This window comes from Pseudomonas sp. KBS0710, from assembly GCF_005938045.2.
Classification (GTDB): Bacteria; Pseudomonadota; Gammaproteobacteria; order Pseudomonadales; family Pseudomonadaceae; genus Aquipseudomonas.
Genome location: NZ_VCCF02000001.1, coordinates 3,378,927 through 3,393,926, shown reverse-complemented (window position 1 = coordinate 3,393,926; position 15,000 = coordinate 3,378,927). Strand labels below are relative to the sequence as shown.

14 protein-coding genes are annotated in these 15,000 nt (G+C 62.2%); 9 read left to right on the top strand and 5 right to left on the bottom strand.

Annotated features, from left to right (window positions below; genetic code table 11):
- Positions 1-3: 3 nt before the first annotated feature.
- A complete protein-coding gene (locus FFI16_RS15150) occupies positions 4-936 on the bottom strand; it encodes a sugar ABC transporter substrate-binding protein (protein ID WP_138815615.1) in 933 nt (310 codons plus the stop codon).
- A 50-nt stretch (positions 937-986) separates the two neighbouring features.
- Entirely contained in the window at positions 987-1,991 is a 1,005-nt protein-coding gene (locus FFI16_RS15145; protein ID WP_056857913.1) for an ABC transporter permease, read from the bottom strand.
- Between the two features lie 363 nt (positions 1,992-2,354).
- Here FFI16_RS15145 and FFI16_RS15140 point away from each other — a divergent pair, with 363 nt between their 5' ends.
- Genes FFI16_RS15140 through FFI16_RS15130 form a run of 3 tightly spaced genes read left to right on the top strand, consistent with a single transcriptional unit; the run spans position 2,355 to position 5,594 of the window.
- Positions 2,355-3,191, top strand: coding sequence for a transketolase (locus tag FFI16_RS15140; RefSeq protein WP_138815616.1), 837 nt, complete (start codon positions 2,355-2,357; stop codon positions 3,189-3,191).
- A complete protein-coding gene (locus FFI16_RS15135; protein WP_138815617.1) occupies positions 3,181-4,113 on the top strand; it encodes a transketolase family protein in 933 nt (310 codons plus the stop codon). Before FFI16_RS15140 ends, FFI16_RS15135 begins: the two co-directional genes overlap by 11 nt.
- Before the next feature lie 5 nt (positions 4,114-4,118).
- Positions 4,119-5,594 carry an FGGY family carbohydrate kinase gene (locus tag FFI16_RS15130; protein ID WP_138815618.1) on the top strand — a complete coding sequence of 492 codons (1,476 nt, stop codon included), beginning with the start codon at positions 4,119-4,121 and terminating at the stop codon, positions 5,592-5,594.
- A gap of 107 nt (positions 5,595-5,701) precedes the next feature.
- Here FFI16_RS15130 and FFI16_RS15125 read toward each other — a convergent pair whose 3' ends face one another.
- Entirely contained in the window at positions 5,702-6,646 is a 945-nt protein-coding gene (locus FFI16_RS15125; RefSeq protein ID WP_138815619.1) for an aliphatic sulfonate ABC transporter substrate-binding protein, read from the bottom strand.
- A 195-nt stretch (positions 6,647-6,841) separates the two neighbouring features.
- Here FFI16_RS15125 and FFI16_RS15120 point away from each other — a divergent pair, with 195 nt between their 5' ends.
- Genes FFI16_RS15120 through FFI16_RS15105 form a run of 4 tightly spaced genes read left to right on the top strand, consistent with a single transcriptional unit; the run spans position 6,842 to position 11,024 of the window.
- On the top strand, positions 6,842-8,161 hold the full coding sequence (locus FFI16_RS15120; protein ID WP_138815620.1) for an LLM class flavin-dependent oxidoreductase: 1,320 nt from the start codon (positions 6,842-6,844) through the stop codon (positions 8,159-8,161).
- A 46-nt stretch (positions 8,162-8,207) separates the two neighbouring features.
- A complete protein-coding gene (locus FFI16_RS15115; protein ID WP_138815621.1) occupies positions 8,208-9,266 on the top strand; it encodes an ABC transporter substrate-binding protein in 1,059 nt (352 codons plus the stop codon).
- Complete coding sequence (locus tag FFI16_RS15110; RefSeq protein WP_138815622.1) at positions 9,253-10,242, top strand: ABC transporter permease; 990 nt, start codon at positions 9,253-9,255, stop codon at positions 10,240-10,242. Before FFI16_RS15115 ends, FFI16_RS15110 begins: the two co-directional genes overlap by 14 nt.
- Entirely contained in the window at positions 10,236-11,024 is a 789-nt protein-coding gene (locus FFI16_RS15105; RefSeq protein ID WP_138815623.1) for an ABC transporter ATP-binding protein, read from the top strand. Before FFI16_RS15110 ends, FFI16_RS15105 begins: the two co-directional genes overlap by 7 nt.
- Positions 11,025-11,376: 352 nt before the next feature.
- On the opposite strand, the gene FFI16_RS15100 is transcribed toward FFI16_RS15105, so the two are convergent.
- A complete protein-coding gene (locus FFI16_RS15100) occupies positions 11,377-11,919 on the bottom strand; it encodes an acyl-CoA thioesterase (RefSeq protein WP_138815624.1) in 543 nt (180 codons plus the stop codon).
- Between the two features lie 106 nt (positions 11,920-12,025).
- Here FFI16_RS15100 and FFI16_RS15095 point away from each other — a divergent pair, with 106 nt between their 5' ends.
- The gene (locus FFI16_RS15095) at positions 12,026-12,982 is read left to right on the top strand and encodes a GlxA family transcriptional regulator (RefSeq protein WP_138815625.1); all 957 of its coding nucleotides are present in this window, start codon (positions 12,026-12,028) and stop codon (positions 12,980-12,982) included.
- Between the two features lies 1 nt (position 12,983).
- Here FFI16_RS15095 and FFI16_RS15090 read toward each other — a convergent pair whose 3' ends face one another.
- On the bottom strand, positions 12,984-13,847 hold the full coding sequence (locus FFI16_RS15090; RefSeq protein ID WP_138815626.1) for a LysR family transcriptional regulator: 864 nt from the start codon (positions 13,845-13,847) through the stop codon (positions 12,984-12,986).
- Positions 13,848-13,949: 102 nt separating this feature from the next.
- Here FFI16_RS15090 and FFI16_RS15085 point away from each other — a divergent pair, with 102 nt between their 5' ends.
- Positions 13,950-14,948 (top strand): quinone oxidoreductase, encoded by a 999-nt coding sequence (locus FFI16_RS15085; protein WP_138815627.1) that lies wholly within the window; start codon positions 13,950-13,952, stop codon positions 14,946-14,948.
- Positions 14,949-15,000: the final 52 nt, after the last annotated feature.

Here is a 15,000-nt window from a genome sequence, read left to right as displayed (position 1 = left end):
GGTTTACGGGTGCTGTTGCAGGAACGGCGCGACGTTGTCTTTGGTGGTCAGCACGGTGGGCAGCAGTTGCTCCTTGGGCACGGCTTTACCGGCTTTGAGGTCAATCGCCGAGGCCACGGCCAGGCGGCCCATCTTCTGGGTCTGCTGGGTCATGGTGGCATCCAGCACGCCGCTTTCCACGGCCTTCAGCCCGGCCACGTCACCGTCAAAACCGACCACCACGACCTTGTGGTCGAGGTTGCCGACTTTCACCGCCTGGGCAGCGCCCAAGGCCATGGCGTCGGCGCGGCCGAAGAATACGCTGATATTCGGGTCACGCTGGAGCAGGTCCTGGGCCACGGCGAAGCCTTTGTCCTGGGCCCATTCGGCGGGTTGCTGGGCGACAATCTTGAGGTCCGGGAAGGCTTTAAGGCCCTCTTCAAAGCCTTTGGCACGGTCGATCTCGGGCGTGGTGCCGAGCTGGCCTTGCAACACGGCGATGCGGCCTTTGCCGTTGGTGATTTTGCCGACATATTCAGCCAGCGCCTTGGCACCTGCCACGCTGTCGCTGGCGATGAAGGTATCGCCCGGCGCGTCAGGCGCGTTGCGGTCCACAGCGATCACCGGGATGCCCGCCGCCTTGGCGGCTTTTACCGGCACACCCGCAGCAGTGGCGCCGGCCGGGATGTAGATGAGCACGTCGATCTGGCGGGTGATCAGGTCTTCAATCTGGCTGACCTGGGTGGAGGAGTTGCCCTGGGCGTCCACGGTGATCACCTTGATGCCCTTGGCCTTGCCCTCGGCTTCTACCGATTGCTTGATCTGGTTGAAAAAGTCGGCCTGCAGGTTAGCCACGGCCAGGCCGATGGTCAGGTCCTTGGCCCAGGTGGTGCCGGCGGCGGTGAGCGTTGCGGCAGCCAGAGCAGTAGCGATAAGCAGTTTCTTGGGGCTGAACATGTCGGTGACTCCTGGTTTTATTGTTGGAGGGTGTCAACTGTCGAACAGGTTTAACGGGCAGTGCTGGAGCGGCGTCGCAGGGTGTCGATGGTTACGGCGAGGGCGATGACCACGCCGATCACCACTTGTTGAATAAAGGGCGAAACGCCCAGCAGGTTGAGGCCATTGCGCAGCACGCCAATGATCAGCACGCCGACCAGGGTGCCGCCGATGCTGCCGACGCCGCCGCTGAGGCTGGCGCCGCCGATCACCACGGCGGCGATGGCGTCCAGTTCCAGGCTCAGCCCGGCGCTGGGTTGCGAAGAGTCCAGACGCGCAGCCAGGGTCACGGCGGCGATACCGGCCAGCGCACCGCTCACGGCGTACACCCACAAGGTAATTGCGCGCACCTTGATGCCCGACAAGCGCGCCACTTCCGGGCTGCCGCCCATGGCGTAGAGGTTGCGGCCACCGGCACGAAAGCGCAGGAACACCCAGGCAACCACCAGCATCACCAGGAACAAGCCGACGGTTGCCGACAGGAAACCAAAGTGCCGCACGGTGGCCAGGCTGGTGAACCAGTCCGGGTAGCCGACGATCTGCCGGCCTTCGGTAAGAATGTTCGCCAGGCCACGGGCCACCGACATCATGGTCAGAGTGGCAATAAACGGCGGCAGCTTGGCGTAGGTGATCAGCCCACCGGACACCAGCCCGGCGAGCATGCCGCTGGCAATCGCGATGGGAATCGCAAAGCCCAGCGGCACCGCCTGGTCCTGATACAACCAGCCGAGCATCATCATCGAGAAGGCCAGCACCGAACCCACTGACAGGTCGATACCGCCAATCACGATCACTGCCGTCATGCCAATCGCCAGGATGCCCAGCACGGTGACCTGATCGAGGATGTTCAGGCCATTGCGCAAGGAGAAGAAGAATTCGGAGCTGAAGGAGAAGACCAGCACCAGCAGTACGAGGCCGATCAGCGGGCCACCGATATTACTGGGGAGCAATTTCACCAGCCGCGGGCGGCGGGTCGGCTTGAGATCGGCCGGATGGACAGAGGCTTTGGCGTCCACTTTGTTCTCCTGACTTATTTTTTTTTGGAGTTCATTCAGGCGGCTTGAATATTTATGCATGCCTGACTGTTAATTCAGATTCTAGTGACACCGTGTCAAAGTCAAGCGCTTAATTTTTCATGCAGGCGGTTAAAGCGCTGTTTGCATGGGCCGCAAAGCCACGGTTTAGAGTAGCGCGTGGGGGATTTTGGCCGCTGGTCCGAGGGGTTTTCCCGGCTTTTATTTCATTTTTCCGCCGATCCCTCACTTGACCTGCTGGCAGATCGGCGTCTAAATAGAAATATATTGTCAGTGCTGAATAAATATTCAAAAGCAGTGCTGAACACTTTCACCCCGCGTGGTCAGCCTCAAAGGAGCCGCTGCATGAATGCCTTCCAGTACGACGCCCACCAGATCAAAGAACAGGCCCGCCTGATCCGGCGCCACGTGATCCGCCTGAATGCCGACTCACCGGCGGGCGGGCATACCGGGGCCGACCTGTCGGAAACCGACATCCTCGCCACCCTGTATTTCCGCATCCTCAACACTGGCCCGGAACGCACCCAGGACCCGGAACGCGATATCTATATCCAGAGCAAAGGCCACGGCGTCGGCGGTTTGTACTGCTGCCTGGCGCAGGCCGGCTACATCCCCACCGACTGGCTGGCGACTTACCAGCACTTCAACTCGCACTTGCCCGGCCACCCGGTGCGGCAGAAAACCCCCGGCATCGAGTTGAACACCGGCGCCCTCGGCCACGGCTTGCCGGTGGCGGTGGGGCTGGCGTTGGCGGCGAAGATGTCCGGCAGTAAAAAACGCATTTATGTGCTGACCGGCGACGGCGAGCTGGCCGAGGGTTCGAACTGGGAAGCGGCGATGGCGGCGGCCAAGTACGGGCTGGATAACCTGTTTGTGATCGTCGACAAAAACAAACTGCAGCTGGCGGGTTTGACTGCCGAGATCATGCCGCTCGACCCGCTGGACGTGAAATGGGCCGCCTTTGGCTTTCGCGTCAGCGAGTGTGACGGCAATGATGTGAGCCAGTTGATCCCGGCGCTGGAAAGCATGCAGAGCCAAACCGGCGCCCCGCAGGTGCTGATCGCCCACACCATCAAAGGCAAGGGCGTGTCCTTTATCGAAGCCCGCCCCGAATGGCACCACCGCGTGCCCAAGGGCGATGAAATCCGCGCAGCATTGGAGGAGTTGAATCATGGCGAGTGAACATCTGGCGAGCGTCATGGTGGAGGCTTTTATTGCTGCGGTAGAGGCGGGCCTGGATGTAGTGCCGGTGGTCAGCGACTCCACCTCCACGGCCAAGATCGGCCCGTTTGTGCAGCGCTTTCCCGAGCGGCTGATTAACGTCGGGATTGCCGAGCAGTCACTGGTCAGCGTAGCGGCGGGCCTGGCGCTCGGCGGCAAGATCGCTGCCACCTGCAATGCGGCGCCGTTTCTGATTTCGCGCGCCAATGAGCAGATCAAGGTCGACGTTTGCTACAACCAGGCCAACGTGAAGATGTTCGGCTTGAACGCGGGCACCAGCTACGGCCCGCTCGCCAGCACACACCACAGCCTCGACGATATCTCGGTGATGCGCGGCTTCGGCAATGTGCAGATTTTCGCCCCGGCCGATGCCATCGAATGCCGCCAGATCGTCGATTACGCGCTGCGCTATCAAGGCCCGGTGTACATCCGTCTCGACGGCAAAGCCTTGCCGGATGTGCATGGCGCTGACTATCAGTTCCAGCCAGGCCAGGTAGACATTCTGCGCCAGGGCGCGGACGTAAGCATCGTCGCCCTGGGTTCGGTCGTGCATGAAGCGGTGGAGGCGGCGACATTGCTGGCGGAGCAGGGCATTCAGGCGCAGGTGATCAACCTGTCGTCGATCCGGCCGTTGCAGCGTGAGGTGTTGCTTAACGCCCTGCGCGGCACGCGTGGGGTGATCAGCGTGGAAGAGCACAACATCAACGGCGGCGTCGGCAGCCTGGTGGCCGAAGTGCTGGCCGAGGCCGGGCTGGGCGTTCCTTTGATCCGCCTGGGCATCGGCGACGGTGAATACGCCGCCGCCGGTGCACGCGAACCCACCCGTGCCTTGCATAACATTGACGCGGCTGGGATTGTGGCGGCAGCCACTCGCGTGCGGTGAACCCAATGACTAACGCTAAACCGCTGATCCTGGCGATAGATGAAGGCACCAGCAATGCCAAGGCCGTGCTGGTCAATGAACTCGGGCAGGTGATTGCGCGAGGTTCGCGGCCGTTGAGCATCAGCCATCCCCAGCCAGGGTTCTCCGAGCAGAACCCGCTGTTGATCTGGCAGAACACATTGGCAGCCATTGATGAATGCCTGGCCCAAGTAGATCGGCCGATCACCGCACTGGCTGTCAGTAACCAGCGCGAATCGGTAGTGGCGTGGGACCGTGCGACCGGAGAGCCGCTGTCGCCTTGCATCAGTTGGCAATGTCGCCGCTCTACGGCGCTGTGCACTGAGCTGCATGCGCAGGGCCACGAAACCGTCATCCTTGAGAAAACCGGCCTGGCCCTGGACCCGATGTTCTCGGCCGGCAAGTTTCGCTGGATTCTCGATAACCTGGACAACGGGCACGCCCGCGCCGCTGCCGGTGAAATCTGCCTGGGTACCGTCGACAGTTGGCTGTTGTGGCAACTCAGCGGCGGCCAGGTATTTGCCACCGATTATTCCAACGCGGCGCGCACGCAACTGTTCAACCTGCACACCTGCGCCTGGGACCCGGTTTTGCTGGACCTGTTCGGCATTCCGCTGGCGGCCCTGGCGCCGATCCAGCCCAGCGCCGGCTTTTTCGCCGAGACCGTCGCAGCCGGTGGCTTGCCCGCAGGCATCCCGATCATGGCGATGATCGGCGACTCCCATGCCGCGTTGTACGGGCAGGGCGGCTTTGTACCGGGGCTGGTCAAGGCTACCCTGGGCACCGGCTCATCCTTGATGACGCCCATGAGCGGCCCGATTGCTTCCACCCATGGTCTCTCAACCACCTTGGCCTGGCACGACGGCGCTAAGCCTACGTTCGGCATGGAAGGCAACATCGTGCACACCGGCGCCGCCGTGCAATGGGCCTCGCGTTTGGTGGCGGATGAGTCGCTGGAGGCCCTGGCCGAGCAGGCTGCGCAGTTGCCGGACAATGGCGGCGTGTACTTCGTGCCGGCACTGTCCGGGCTCGGCGCGCCGCATTGGCAAGCCGGCGCGCGCGGGCTTATTTGCGGCCTGAGCGAAGCCACTTCCGGCGCGCATCTGGTGCGGGCCTCGCTGGAGTCCATCGGCTATCAGATTCGTGATGTGTTCGAGGCGATGCAGCAGGATATCGGCAGCCCGCTCAAGGAGCTTTGGGTGGACGGCGGCGCCACGCGCAACCGCTGGCTGATGCAGTTTCTGGCCAACCTGCTGCAACGCCCGGTGGTGCGCAGTTTGTCACCGGAAGTCTCGGCACTCGGTGCTGCGCACCTGGCGGGCAGGGCGCTCGGAATTTGGGCCAGTGACGAGGCGCTGGCAGCACTGGAGCGCCAGCGTGAGCGGTTTGAGCCGCAGGCGGATGGGCAAATGTCAGCGCGTTACGCCGAATGGAAAAAAGCCCTGGCCCGCACCCTGCTCTAAAGACCCATGGAGATCAAACTGTGGGAGCTGGCTTGCCTGCGATAGCGGTGGTGGCTGACAGATCGCTATCGCAGGCAAGCCAGCTCCCACCTAAACCGCGCCGACTTTCACGGCTTCCAGGTATCCACATCCTTGGCGTCCACCGCCTTGGGCAACAACCCCGCCTTGAAGAACGCATCCGCGATCTTCTGCTGTTCACCCAACTGCTCCACCGTCACCGGCTGCACCTGATAACTGCGGTGCGCATTGGCGGCTTCCACCGTGGCCACATCCAGGTTGCCCCACAGCGGACCGAGCACTTTGGCCGCGTCTTGCGGGTGGGTTTTCACCCACTGGCCGGCTTTTTCCAACTGCTCATACACCACCTTCAAGACCTCGGGGTGCGCCTTGGCGTAAGGCGTGCCGGTCAGGTAGTAGCGCTTGTAGCTGGCAAGGCCCGCACCGTCGGCCAGCGTGCGTGTCGGCAATTGCCGCTGCACGCTGGTGAGGAAGGGTTCCCAGGTAACCCAGGCATCCACCTTGTTGTTTTCGAACGCCGCACGACCATCGGCGGGCGATAGATAGGCGGGTTCAATATCCGCAAACGCCAGGCCGGCTTTAGCCAGCGCAGCGATCAACAGATAGTGGGTGCCGGCCGCTTTGGTCACCGCGATTTTCTTGCCTTTCAAGTCCGCCAACTGCTGGATCGGTGAGTCCTTGCGCACCACGATGGCCTGGGCCGACGGTGAGGGCGCTTCCTGGGCGAAGTAGGTGAGTTTGGCCTGGGCCGCCTGGGCGAAGATCGGCACGGTGTCGGCCACGTCGGCGCTGATGTCCACGTTGCCCACGTTCAGCGCTTCAAGCAGCGGCAGGCCGCTGGGGAATTCGTGCCAGCTCACGTCAATATTGTCGGCCTTGAGGGCTTTTTCCAGGGTGCCCTGGGTTTTCAGCAAGGTGATCAGGGTCGAGGATTTCTGGTAACCGATGCGCACGGTTTCCTGGGCCTCGGCACTCACCGCGACGGAAAAAGCCAATAACCCGATAACAGCGGCGAGGGGACGACGAATAGACATGGCGCGCTCGATCTTCAGCGAAATAGCGCCAAGCTTAAAGTTATGAAAAGCATTCGATAAATACTCTTTCGATCTGAGCTTAGGGCGATTTTTGCAGCGTCCGACCAATCGGGCATAACCATAGAGTTATATGATTCTTTCATAATTACTCGTGATTAATATAATCAAAATCGAATTCACCCGCGAAGACGCTTTATGACCACACGCCGCCAGATCCATTTGTCAGCCTTCCTGTTAAGCGGCCCGGTGGTGCACAGCCACGCGGTGTGGCGCCACCCGCAAACCGTCGGCAATTACCTCGACCCCGAGTACTACACGCGCATCGCCAAGGTCGTGGAGGAAGGGCTGTTCGACTTCCTGTTCTTCGCCGATCGCCTGGCGGTGGGCGATCAGATGGGCGGCTCCCGTGAGTTCGCCTTGCGCTACGGCGCCCAGGACGCCACGCGCCTCGATCCGTTGCCGATCCTCTCGTACCTGGTCGGCCAGACCACCCGGCTTGGGCTGGGCGCGACCCGTTCCACCACCTATTACGAACCGGCGCATATTGCCCGCGAATTTGCCACCTTGGACCACCTGTCCAAGGGCCGCGCGGCGTGGAATATCGTCACCTCGATGAATGACAGCGAAGGGCGCCTGTTCGGCAAGGCCAAGCACTTGGAGCACGACCTGCGCTACGACCGCGCCGATGAGTTCGTCGAGGTCGCGCTGAAGCTCTGGAACAGTTGGGGCAAGGACGCGCTCAAGCTCGACCGCGAAAGCGGCGTGCTTGCCGACCCGGCATTGATTACCTCGGTGCAACACCAGGGCGAGTGGTTCCGGGTCGAAGGCCCGCTGAATATCCCGCGCTCGCCACAGGGCCGGCCGGTGCTGATCCAGGCTGGGTCTTCCGGGCGTGGTCGGCGCTTTGGCGCACGGTGGGCCGAGGCGATTTTTACCATTCACCCGCACCTGGCGGCCATGCGCGCCTTTCGCGATGACGTGCGCGCCCAGGTGGTGCAACAAGGCCGCGACGCCGACAGCTGCAAAATACTCACGGCGGTGATGCCGTTTATTGGCGGCAGTGAAGCCGAAGCCCGCGCCAAGCGCGACCAGCACAACGCCCTGGCGCGGCCGGAGTTGGGGCTGGTAACGCTGGCTTCGCAATTGAATGTGGACCTGTCGCCGTTCCCGTTGTCGGCGACCCTGGCAGAGGTCGCGCAGTCGCCGCTGATTCACGCGGCAGCCGCTGAAAAACTGCTGATGCAAGGCTCTGAACTGACCCTGGAACAACTCGGCCGGATCTTCGCCAGCAGCGTGCGTGTGCCGCAACTGGTGGGCACCGGCGCGCAAATCGCCGACCAATTGGCCGAGCTGTTCGAGCAAGGCGGTTGCGACGGCTTTGTGATTTCGCCGGGGTACTTGCCCGGCTCGTTCACCGAATTTGTCGAGAGTGTGATTCCGCATTTGCAGCGCAAGGGCTTGTTCCGCACCGCGTACGAAGGTTCGACGCTGCGTGAGCACCTCGGGCTTGGCTGAATGCGGTGTTTTTTATTGGGTACATCAATTTAAAGGGATATTGCGCATGGCTGCTTTTGATCACTTGACCCGTCGCCGCTTGCTCGGCATGGCCGGTATTTCCCTGGCTGGTCTGGCGCTGCCCAGCCTGGGCTTGGCGGCCGACGAGCACGCCGGGCACGGCACGCCTGCGGAACCTGCAGGCACCGGCGAGTTCATCCGCCTCGACGCGCCGCGCAAGCTCAAACTGGCGGTCAACCTCAACGCCGTGTGCCTGGCGCCGGTGGTGATCGCCCACGGCCAGGGCTTTTTCACCAAGCACAACCTCGATGTGGAGCTGGTCAACTTCGGCAACTCCACCGAAGTGCTGCTCGAAGCCATCGCCACCGGCAAGGCAGATGCCGGCATCGGCATGGCGCTGCGTTGGCTCAAGGCGCTGGAGCAAGGCTTTGACGTCAAGCTCACGGCCGGCACCCACGGCGGTTGCTTGCGCTTGCTGAGTGCGGCGAACGGTGGCGTGAATAAGCTCGAAGACCTCAAGGGCAAGGCTATCGGCGTCACCGACATGGCCAGCCCCGACCGCAACTTCTTTTCGATCCTGCTGAAAAAGCACGGCGTCGACCCGGTGCGCGACGTCGAATGGCGCCTGTACCCGGCCGACCTGCTGGGCACCGCGCTGGAGCGTGGCGAAGTGCAGGCGGTGAGTGGCAGTGACCCGTTCATGTACCGCTTGATCAAGTCCGGCGTGGCGCGGGAGTTGTCCACCAACCTGGTGGAGGAATACGCCAACCTCAGCTGCTGCGTGGTCGGCGTCACCGGCAAGCTGGTACGTGAAGACAAGCGCGTGGTCGCGGCGCTGACCCAGGCGATTCTGGAAGCCCATGATTATTCCGTGCAGCACCCCGAAGAAGTCGCCAAGGGCTTCCAGGCTTATGCGCTGAATACCACGACTGAAGAAGTGCAGGCGATCCTGCACGACCACACTCACGGTCACCATGCGGTCGGTGCGGCATTGACGCAGGAAATCACCACCTATGTCACCGACCTGAAAACCGTCGAGGTGATCAGCAAAGGCACCGACCCGGTGGAGTTTGCCAAGGAGATCACCGCTGATGTCTTCAGTTGATGCAACTACCCTGAACCCAACCCTGGCATTCAAGGCCGGTTGGCAGGGCGCAACGGTGGTGGCTGCCTGGGTGGCCGTGTCGCTGTTGATCAGCTATTGGCCCAATGCCGTGCGCAATTGGCCAATGACCCAAGGGCTGGCCAATGTGTGCGTGGCGGTGGCTGCGCTGTTCATCGTGTTGAGCCTGCTGGGCCTGCGTTTTTCGCGGCTCGGCCAGCGCCTGAAAAATGCCGGGCCGTGGCTGATCGCCTTGCCCGTGTTGCTGGGTATCTGGGAGCTGCTCACCGCCAAGCTGGCGCTATTGCCGGTGCCGTTTTTCGCGCCGCCCCAAGCCTTGCTCGCGGTGTATATCGAAGACTATGCGCGGCTGGCCGACAGCCTGCTGCATTCGGCCTTGCTGCTGGGTTCGGGCGTAGCCTTGGGCGCTGCCACCGGGTTTGTCGCGGGCGTCTCCATCGGCTGGTCCACGCGCATAGGCTACTGGTTGCACCCGGTGCTGCGCATCCTCGGGCCGGTGCCGTCGACGGCATTGCTGCCACTGTGTTTTTTCCTGTTCCCCAGCAGTTGGAGCGCGAGTGTTTTCCTGATCGCGCTGGCGACCTGGTTTCCGGTCACGGTGCTGACCTGGTCCGGTGTGGCGAGTGTCGATAAAGCTTATTACGACGTGGCGCGCACCTTGGGTGCCAAGCCGGTCTTCCTGATTTTCAAAGTGGCGATTCCCGCCGCGTTGCCCCACGTGTTTGTCGGCCTGTTCATGGGCCTGGGCGCCTCGTTTTCGACCTTGGTGGTGGCGGAAATGATGGGGGTTAAATCCGGCATCGGCTGGTACTTGCAATGGGCTCAGGGTTGGGCCGCTTACGCGAATATGTACGCGGCATTATTGATCATGGCGCTGGCGTGTTCGGGGTTGATCACCGGCTTGTTCCTGGTGCGTGACCGCTTGTTGGCCTGGCAGAAGGGAGCGATGAAATGGTAGCGCTGGCACAGGCAGTACAGCCCTCGGCAGGGCTGGCGCTGCGGATTGAAAACCTCAGCCATGGCTTTGCACTGGACGGCCAGCATTTGCCGGTACTGGAGCGGGTTTCCCTGGATGTAGCGCCAGGGGAATTCGTGGCATTGCTGGGGCCTTCGGGCTGCGGCAAATCCACCTTGCTGCGCCTGGTGGCCGGGTTGGAACCGGCTGACTCCGGCCGTTTGCTCGCCGACGGGCAAGCCATCACCGGGCCGGATCCAAGCCGCGTGGTGGTGTTCCAGGACCCGACCCTATACCCGTGGCGCCGCGTGTGGGACAACGTCGCGCTGGGCCTGGAGGCTCAAGGCCTGCTCAAGACCCATTCGGCCAAGGTCGATCAAGCCCTGGAAAAAGTCGGCCTCAGCCCGTTCGCGCGCGCCTATCCTCGGCAACTCTCCGGCGGTATGGCCCAGCGCGTGGCGTTGGCCCGTGCGCTGGTCAACCAGCCACGGCTGCTGATCCTGGATGAACCCCTGGGCAAGCTGGACTCGCTGACACGCATCACCATGCAAAAGGAGCTTATCGACCTGTGGCAGCGCCAGGGCTACACGGCGCTGCTGGTGACCCACGACGTGGAAGAAGCCTTGCTGCTGGCCAACCGCGTGATCGTGTTCAGCGACCGCCCGGCGAAGATCCAGGCGCAGTTGAGCATTGATCGGCCCTATCCTCGGCATCGCGATGATGCTTATCTGGTGGATTTGCGCCGGCAGATTCTGGGGTTGTTGGGGTTGGGGGAGAGCTGGTAGTTGTCAGTCTGATCGTTCCCACGCTCGGGTGGGAACGCCGCTTGGGGCGCTCCGCGTCCCGCACCCCCCACAGTCTGACTGCATAGTCCTTGACACCGCCAACCCCATGCGCAAGGAACAACTCAGTTTTCGAAAATTGAGTTTCAGCGATGGCGAGAATCCATAAGCCAACCGATTTCGCAGATTTGCTAAAGCAATACGGCTTGGAAGTTATCGAGCTGGCGGGCCTCTGCAAAGCGGTCGACGACAAGAGTCGGTACTTGCACTGGGATGATTTTCGTCGATACTCCACCTGGCCAGGGATGACGGCGAAGCCAACCTGAAGAAGCTCGTATCTAAAGCCTAGCCGTGCTCAAACCTGCTCCTCGGCCCGCAGCTGCACGCTCATCTCATCACAACTGTTTGCCCAGTCACTCAGCCACTGCGGCATGGGCGGTGACGTTTCGGCCAAGCCGAGTTCGCGCACAAAGTCAGCCGGGGGCAGGGTGCCTTTGGCTGAACGAAACAGCCCGCGCATTACCACCACACCCACTACTCGGCCCCGGCTGACAAAACGGTGCTCCATCAGGCTCCATTTGTGGTCCCAGCCGAGCATGCGGGTGTGTACCTCGAACACTTCAAACAGCTTCAGCTCGCGGCGAAACTTGCCCCAGGTGTCGCCCACAATCGGCAACGCCTTGTTGCGCAGGGCCACGCGAAAAGCGCCGGTACGCAGCACAAAATCCATCCGCGCAACGTCTGCCAGGGTGAAATACCGGCCATTGGTGACGTGCCGGTTGATATCCAGGTCCAGCGGCCACACCCGCATGCGCACCACCGTGGTGTCCAAACCCTGCACGGGCTTGCGCCAGGGCCGACGGAACAACATAAACAGCAATCGAAACCAGAGATTCATAAACGTGCCAGGCAGTTGATCAGAAGCCGCACTGTACGGAGCCGGAATCGGCTAAGGTAGGTGCGCAAATGACTTATTACATGCGAAAAACGCAAACAGGCTTTTTATGCACATTACCTTGCTTCTGGTCGACGATTGCTCCGCCGCCAACGCCACCCTGGTGTTGGAAATGCTCGGCGCCGCCAATTTGTTTGCCGACAGCCCACCGTTTGAGGTTGTGGTGGTCTCCCTTGACGGCCAGCCCGTCACCACCGGGGGCGGGCTGCAGATACAGGTGGCGTGCGCGGCGGCGCAGGTGCGCCGCACCGACCTGATCCTGATTCCCGGTTTCCTGTTTACCCTCAAGCAGGCCTTGCCCACCTTTCATGCCTACGGCCCGTGGCTGCGCGCGCAATATGCCCAGGGCGCGGTGCTGGCATCGATGTGCACTGCAGCGTTTTTGCTGGCGGAAACCGGCCTGCTGCAAGGCCTGCATGCCACCACCCACTGGGCGTTTACCGAGTTGTTCCGGCGCCGTTACCCCGACGTGACCCTGGAGGACACGCAGATCCTGTGTGAAGAAAACCGTGTGATCACCAGCGGTGGCGCCAGCGCCGCAATGGACCTGATGCTGCACCTGATCCGCCGCTTCGGTTCACCTGCACTTGCGCAGACCTGTGGCAAATACCTGTTGATCGACGGCGTGCGCACCGAGCAATCGGTGTACGCCCTCTGGTCGTTGCCCAAGAACCACGGTGACGGCGAGATCCTGCGGGTGCAGCATTGGCTGGAGCAGCACTTTGCCCAGGCGTTGGTGATTGACGACGTGGCGCTGCGCTTTGGCTTTGGCGTGCGCAATTTCAAGCGACGTTTCAAGGAGGCAACCGGCTATACACCCATTGGTTATGTGCAAACCCTGCGCCTGGAGCGGGCCAAGCAGATGCTGGAGTCCACGCGCATGACCCTCGAAAGCATCACCTACGCGGTCGGTTATGAAGACAGCAATTCGTTTCGCCGCCTGTTCCAGCAGCGCGTGGGCATGTTGCCAGCGGCGTATCGCAAGAAATTTCTCGCCATGGCCTGAATCAGCGACGTAGTTGCGCCTGCGCTTCAATACATTCCACCAGAAACTCCATCACCACTTTCACCAACGGTGAGCGGCGCATATCCGGGTATACCGTCAGCCAGATATCACGCACCGGGCCGTCAATGGGCGTGGGCAACCGCGTCAACAGCGGGTCGGCATCGCCCACCAAGGTGGGCAGTACCACTGCGCCGACCTGCGCGCGGGCGGCCATTTGCTGGGTGATCAACTCGCTGGCGGCAAACACGATAGGGCGTGGGCCGCGCAGTTGGTGCAGCCAGGCTTGCTGGGGCAGGTGGTCGCGGCTGGCGTCGTAGGCGATGAAGGTCCATTGCGCTGCCGGCAGGTGTTCGAGCGCAGGCGCGGCGTACAAGCCGAAGCGCACCACGCCGACCTTGCGCCGCACCAGGGCTTCTTCGTCGGGGCGCAGGGTGCGCAAGGCGATGTCGGCTTCGCCTTTGTCCAGCGCGGCCAAATGGGTGGACGGCATCAGCACCAGGTTTAACTGCGGATACTGGCTGCGCAACCGCGCAAGCTGAGGTGCAATGCAATGATTGGCGATGGAAGGCGGGCAACTGACGCGCACTGTGCCGGCCAGTTCGATGGAGGCCACGCGCGACAAGCGCATCACCTGCGTGGCCATATCGCCCATGCCCGCCGCTACTTGCGCCAAGGCCAAACCTTGCGCCGTGAGCGGGCGGCTGCGGGGCAGGCGGTCCACCAGTTTTACACCCAGGGCTTTTTCCAGCGCATCGACCCGGCGCCCGACGGTGGCGTGCTCCACCTGCAACTCGCGGGCGGCGGCCGACAGTGACTGGGTGCGCGCCAGCACGGTGAAGTAGTAAAGGTCCTGCCAGTCGAACATCGGGTTATTTCCGCACGGAGGCTGGGAAAGATTGGGGAATATTCCAACCGAATAAACCCTTTTACCATGGCCGCTTCCCAGTGCAAACGGAGTTGTTCCCTGATGAAAGCCATCACCCTGCAAACCTACGGCGGCCCCGACGTCGCCCAACTGCGCCATGATGTGGCCAAACCCCAGGTCACGGCGGGGCATGTGCTGGTCAAGGTGGCCTGCGCCGGGATTAATTTCATGGATATTCATACGCGCCAGGGCAAATACGCCGCGTCGGTGACTTACCCGGTGCGCTTGCCCTGCACCTTGGGCATGGAGGGTGCCGGCGTAGTGGTTGAGGTTGGCCCCGGCGTGAGCCATCTGGCGGTGGGCGACCGCGTGGCCTGGTGCATTGCCTGGGGCGCTTATGCCGAATATGCCAACGTGCCTGCCGACAAAGTCGCGCAGATTCCGACTGCCATCGGCTTTGATCAGGCCGCAGCCGCGATGTTTCAGGGCTGCACCGCGCACTATCTGATTGAGGATGTGGCGCGCTTGCAGGCGGGCAGCAGCTGCCTGATTCACGCGGCGTCCGGCAGCATCGGCCAGTTGCTGGTGCAGATGGCGCGGCGGATGGGTGCGACCGTGTTCACCACCGGCAGCAGTGCCGAAAAATGCGCGATTGCCCGGCAACGCGGTGCTCACCAGGCCTGGACCTATGACGGCTTTGCCGATCAGGTGCTGCAAGCCACCCATGGCCGCGGGGTGGATGTGGTGTTTGACTCAGTCGGCAAAACCACCTTGCGCGAGAGTTTCCGCGCTTGCCGCACGCGCGGTTTGATCGTCAATTATGGCAACGTGTCGGGCTCACTGACCGACCTGGACCCGATTGAATTGGGCGAGGCGGGCTCGCTGCTTTTGACCCGACCACGCTTGGCCGACCATATGGCCGACGGGGCGACCGTACAGCGGCGTGCCAATGCGGTGTTCGCGGCGATGCTGGAAGGGTCGTTGAGCGTGGAGATCGAGGGCCATTACCGCCTGGAGACGGTGCAACAGGTACACGCACGCATCGAGGCGCGCCAGCAGATCGGCAAGGCGGTGTTGTGGGTGGACCGTGACCTGCGCTGATCACAGACGAAAAAAAACCGGCTGATCAGGCCGGTTTGGGGTACCTCGCCAA

What these genes read in the sequence shown, in the direction of transcription:
- FFI16_RS15110 (WP_138815622.1), top strand. Translation starts at nt 9,253, where the DNA reads ATGTCTTCAGTTGATGCAACTACCCTGAACCCAACCCTGGCATTCAAG.
- FFI16_RS15130 (WP_138815618.1), top strand. Translation starts at nt 4,119, where the DNA reads ATGACTAACGCTAAACCGCTGATCCTGGCGATAGATGAAGGCACCAGC.
- FFI16_RS15085 (WP_138815627.1), top strand. Translation starts at nt 13,950, where the DNA reads ATGAAAGCCATCACCCTGCAAACCTACGGCGGCCCCGACGTCGCCCAA.
- FFI16_RS15120 (WP_138815620.1), top strand. Translation starts at nt 6,842, where the DNA reads ATGACCACACGCCGCCAGATCCATTTGTCAGCCTTCCTGTTAAGCGGC.
- FFI16_RS15135 (WP_138815617.1), top strand. Translation starts at nt 3,181, where the DNA reads ATGGCGAGTGAACATCTGGCGAGCGTCATGGTGGAGGCTTTTATTGCT.
- FFI16_RS15115 (WP_138815621.1), top strand. Translation starts at nt 8,208, where the DNA reads ATGGCTGCTTTTGATCACTTGACCCGTCGCCGCTTGCTCGGCATGGCC.
- FFI16_RS15105 (WP_138815623.1), top strand. Translation starts at nt 10,236, where the DNA reads ATGGTAGCGCTGGCACAGGCAGTACAGCCCTCGGCAGGGCTGGCGCTG.
- FFI16_RS15150 (WP_138815615.1), bottom strand. Translation starts at nt 936, where the DNA reads ATGTTCAGCCCCAAGAAACTGCTTATCGCTACTGCTCTGGCTGCCGCA.
- FFI16_RS15090 (WP_138815626.1), bottom strand. Translation starts at nt 13,847, where the DNA reads ATGTTCGACTGGCAGGACCTTTACTACTTCACCGTGCTGGCGCGCACC.
- FFI16_RS15125 (WP_138815619.1), bottom strand. Translation starts at nt 6,646, where the DNA reads ATGTCTATTCGTCGTCCCCTCGCCGCTGTTATCGGGTTATTGGCTTTT.
- FFI16_RS15140 (WP_138815616.1), top strand. Translation starts at nt 2,355, where the DNA reads ATGAATGCCTTCCAGTACGACGCCCACCAGATCAAAGAACAGGCCCGC.
- FFI16_RS15095 (WP_138815625.1), top strand. Translation starts at nt 12,026, where the DNA reads ATGCACATTACCTTGCTTCTGGTCGACGATTGCTCCGCCGCCAACGCC.
- FFI16_RS15100 (WP_138815624.1), bottom strand. Translation starts at nt 11,919, where the DNA reads ATGAATCTCTGGTTTCGATTGCTGTTTATGTTGTTCCGTCGGCCCTGG.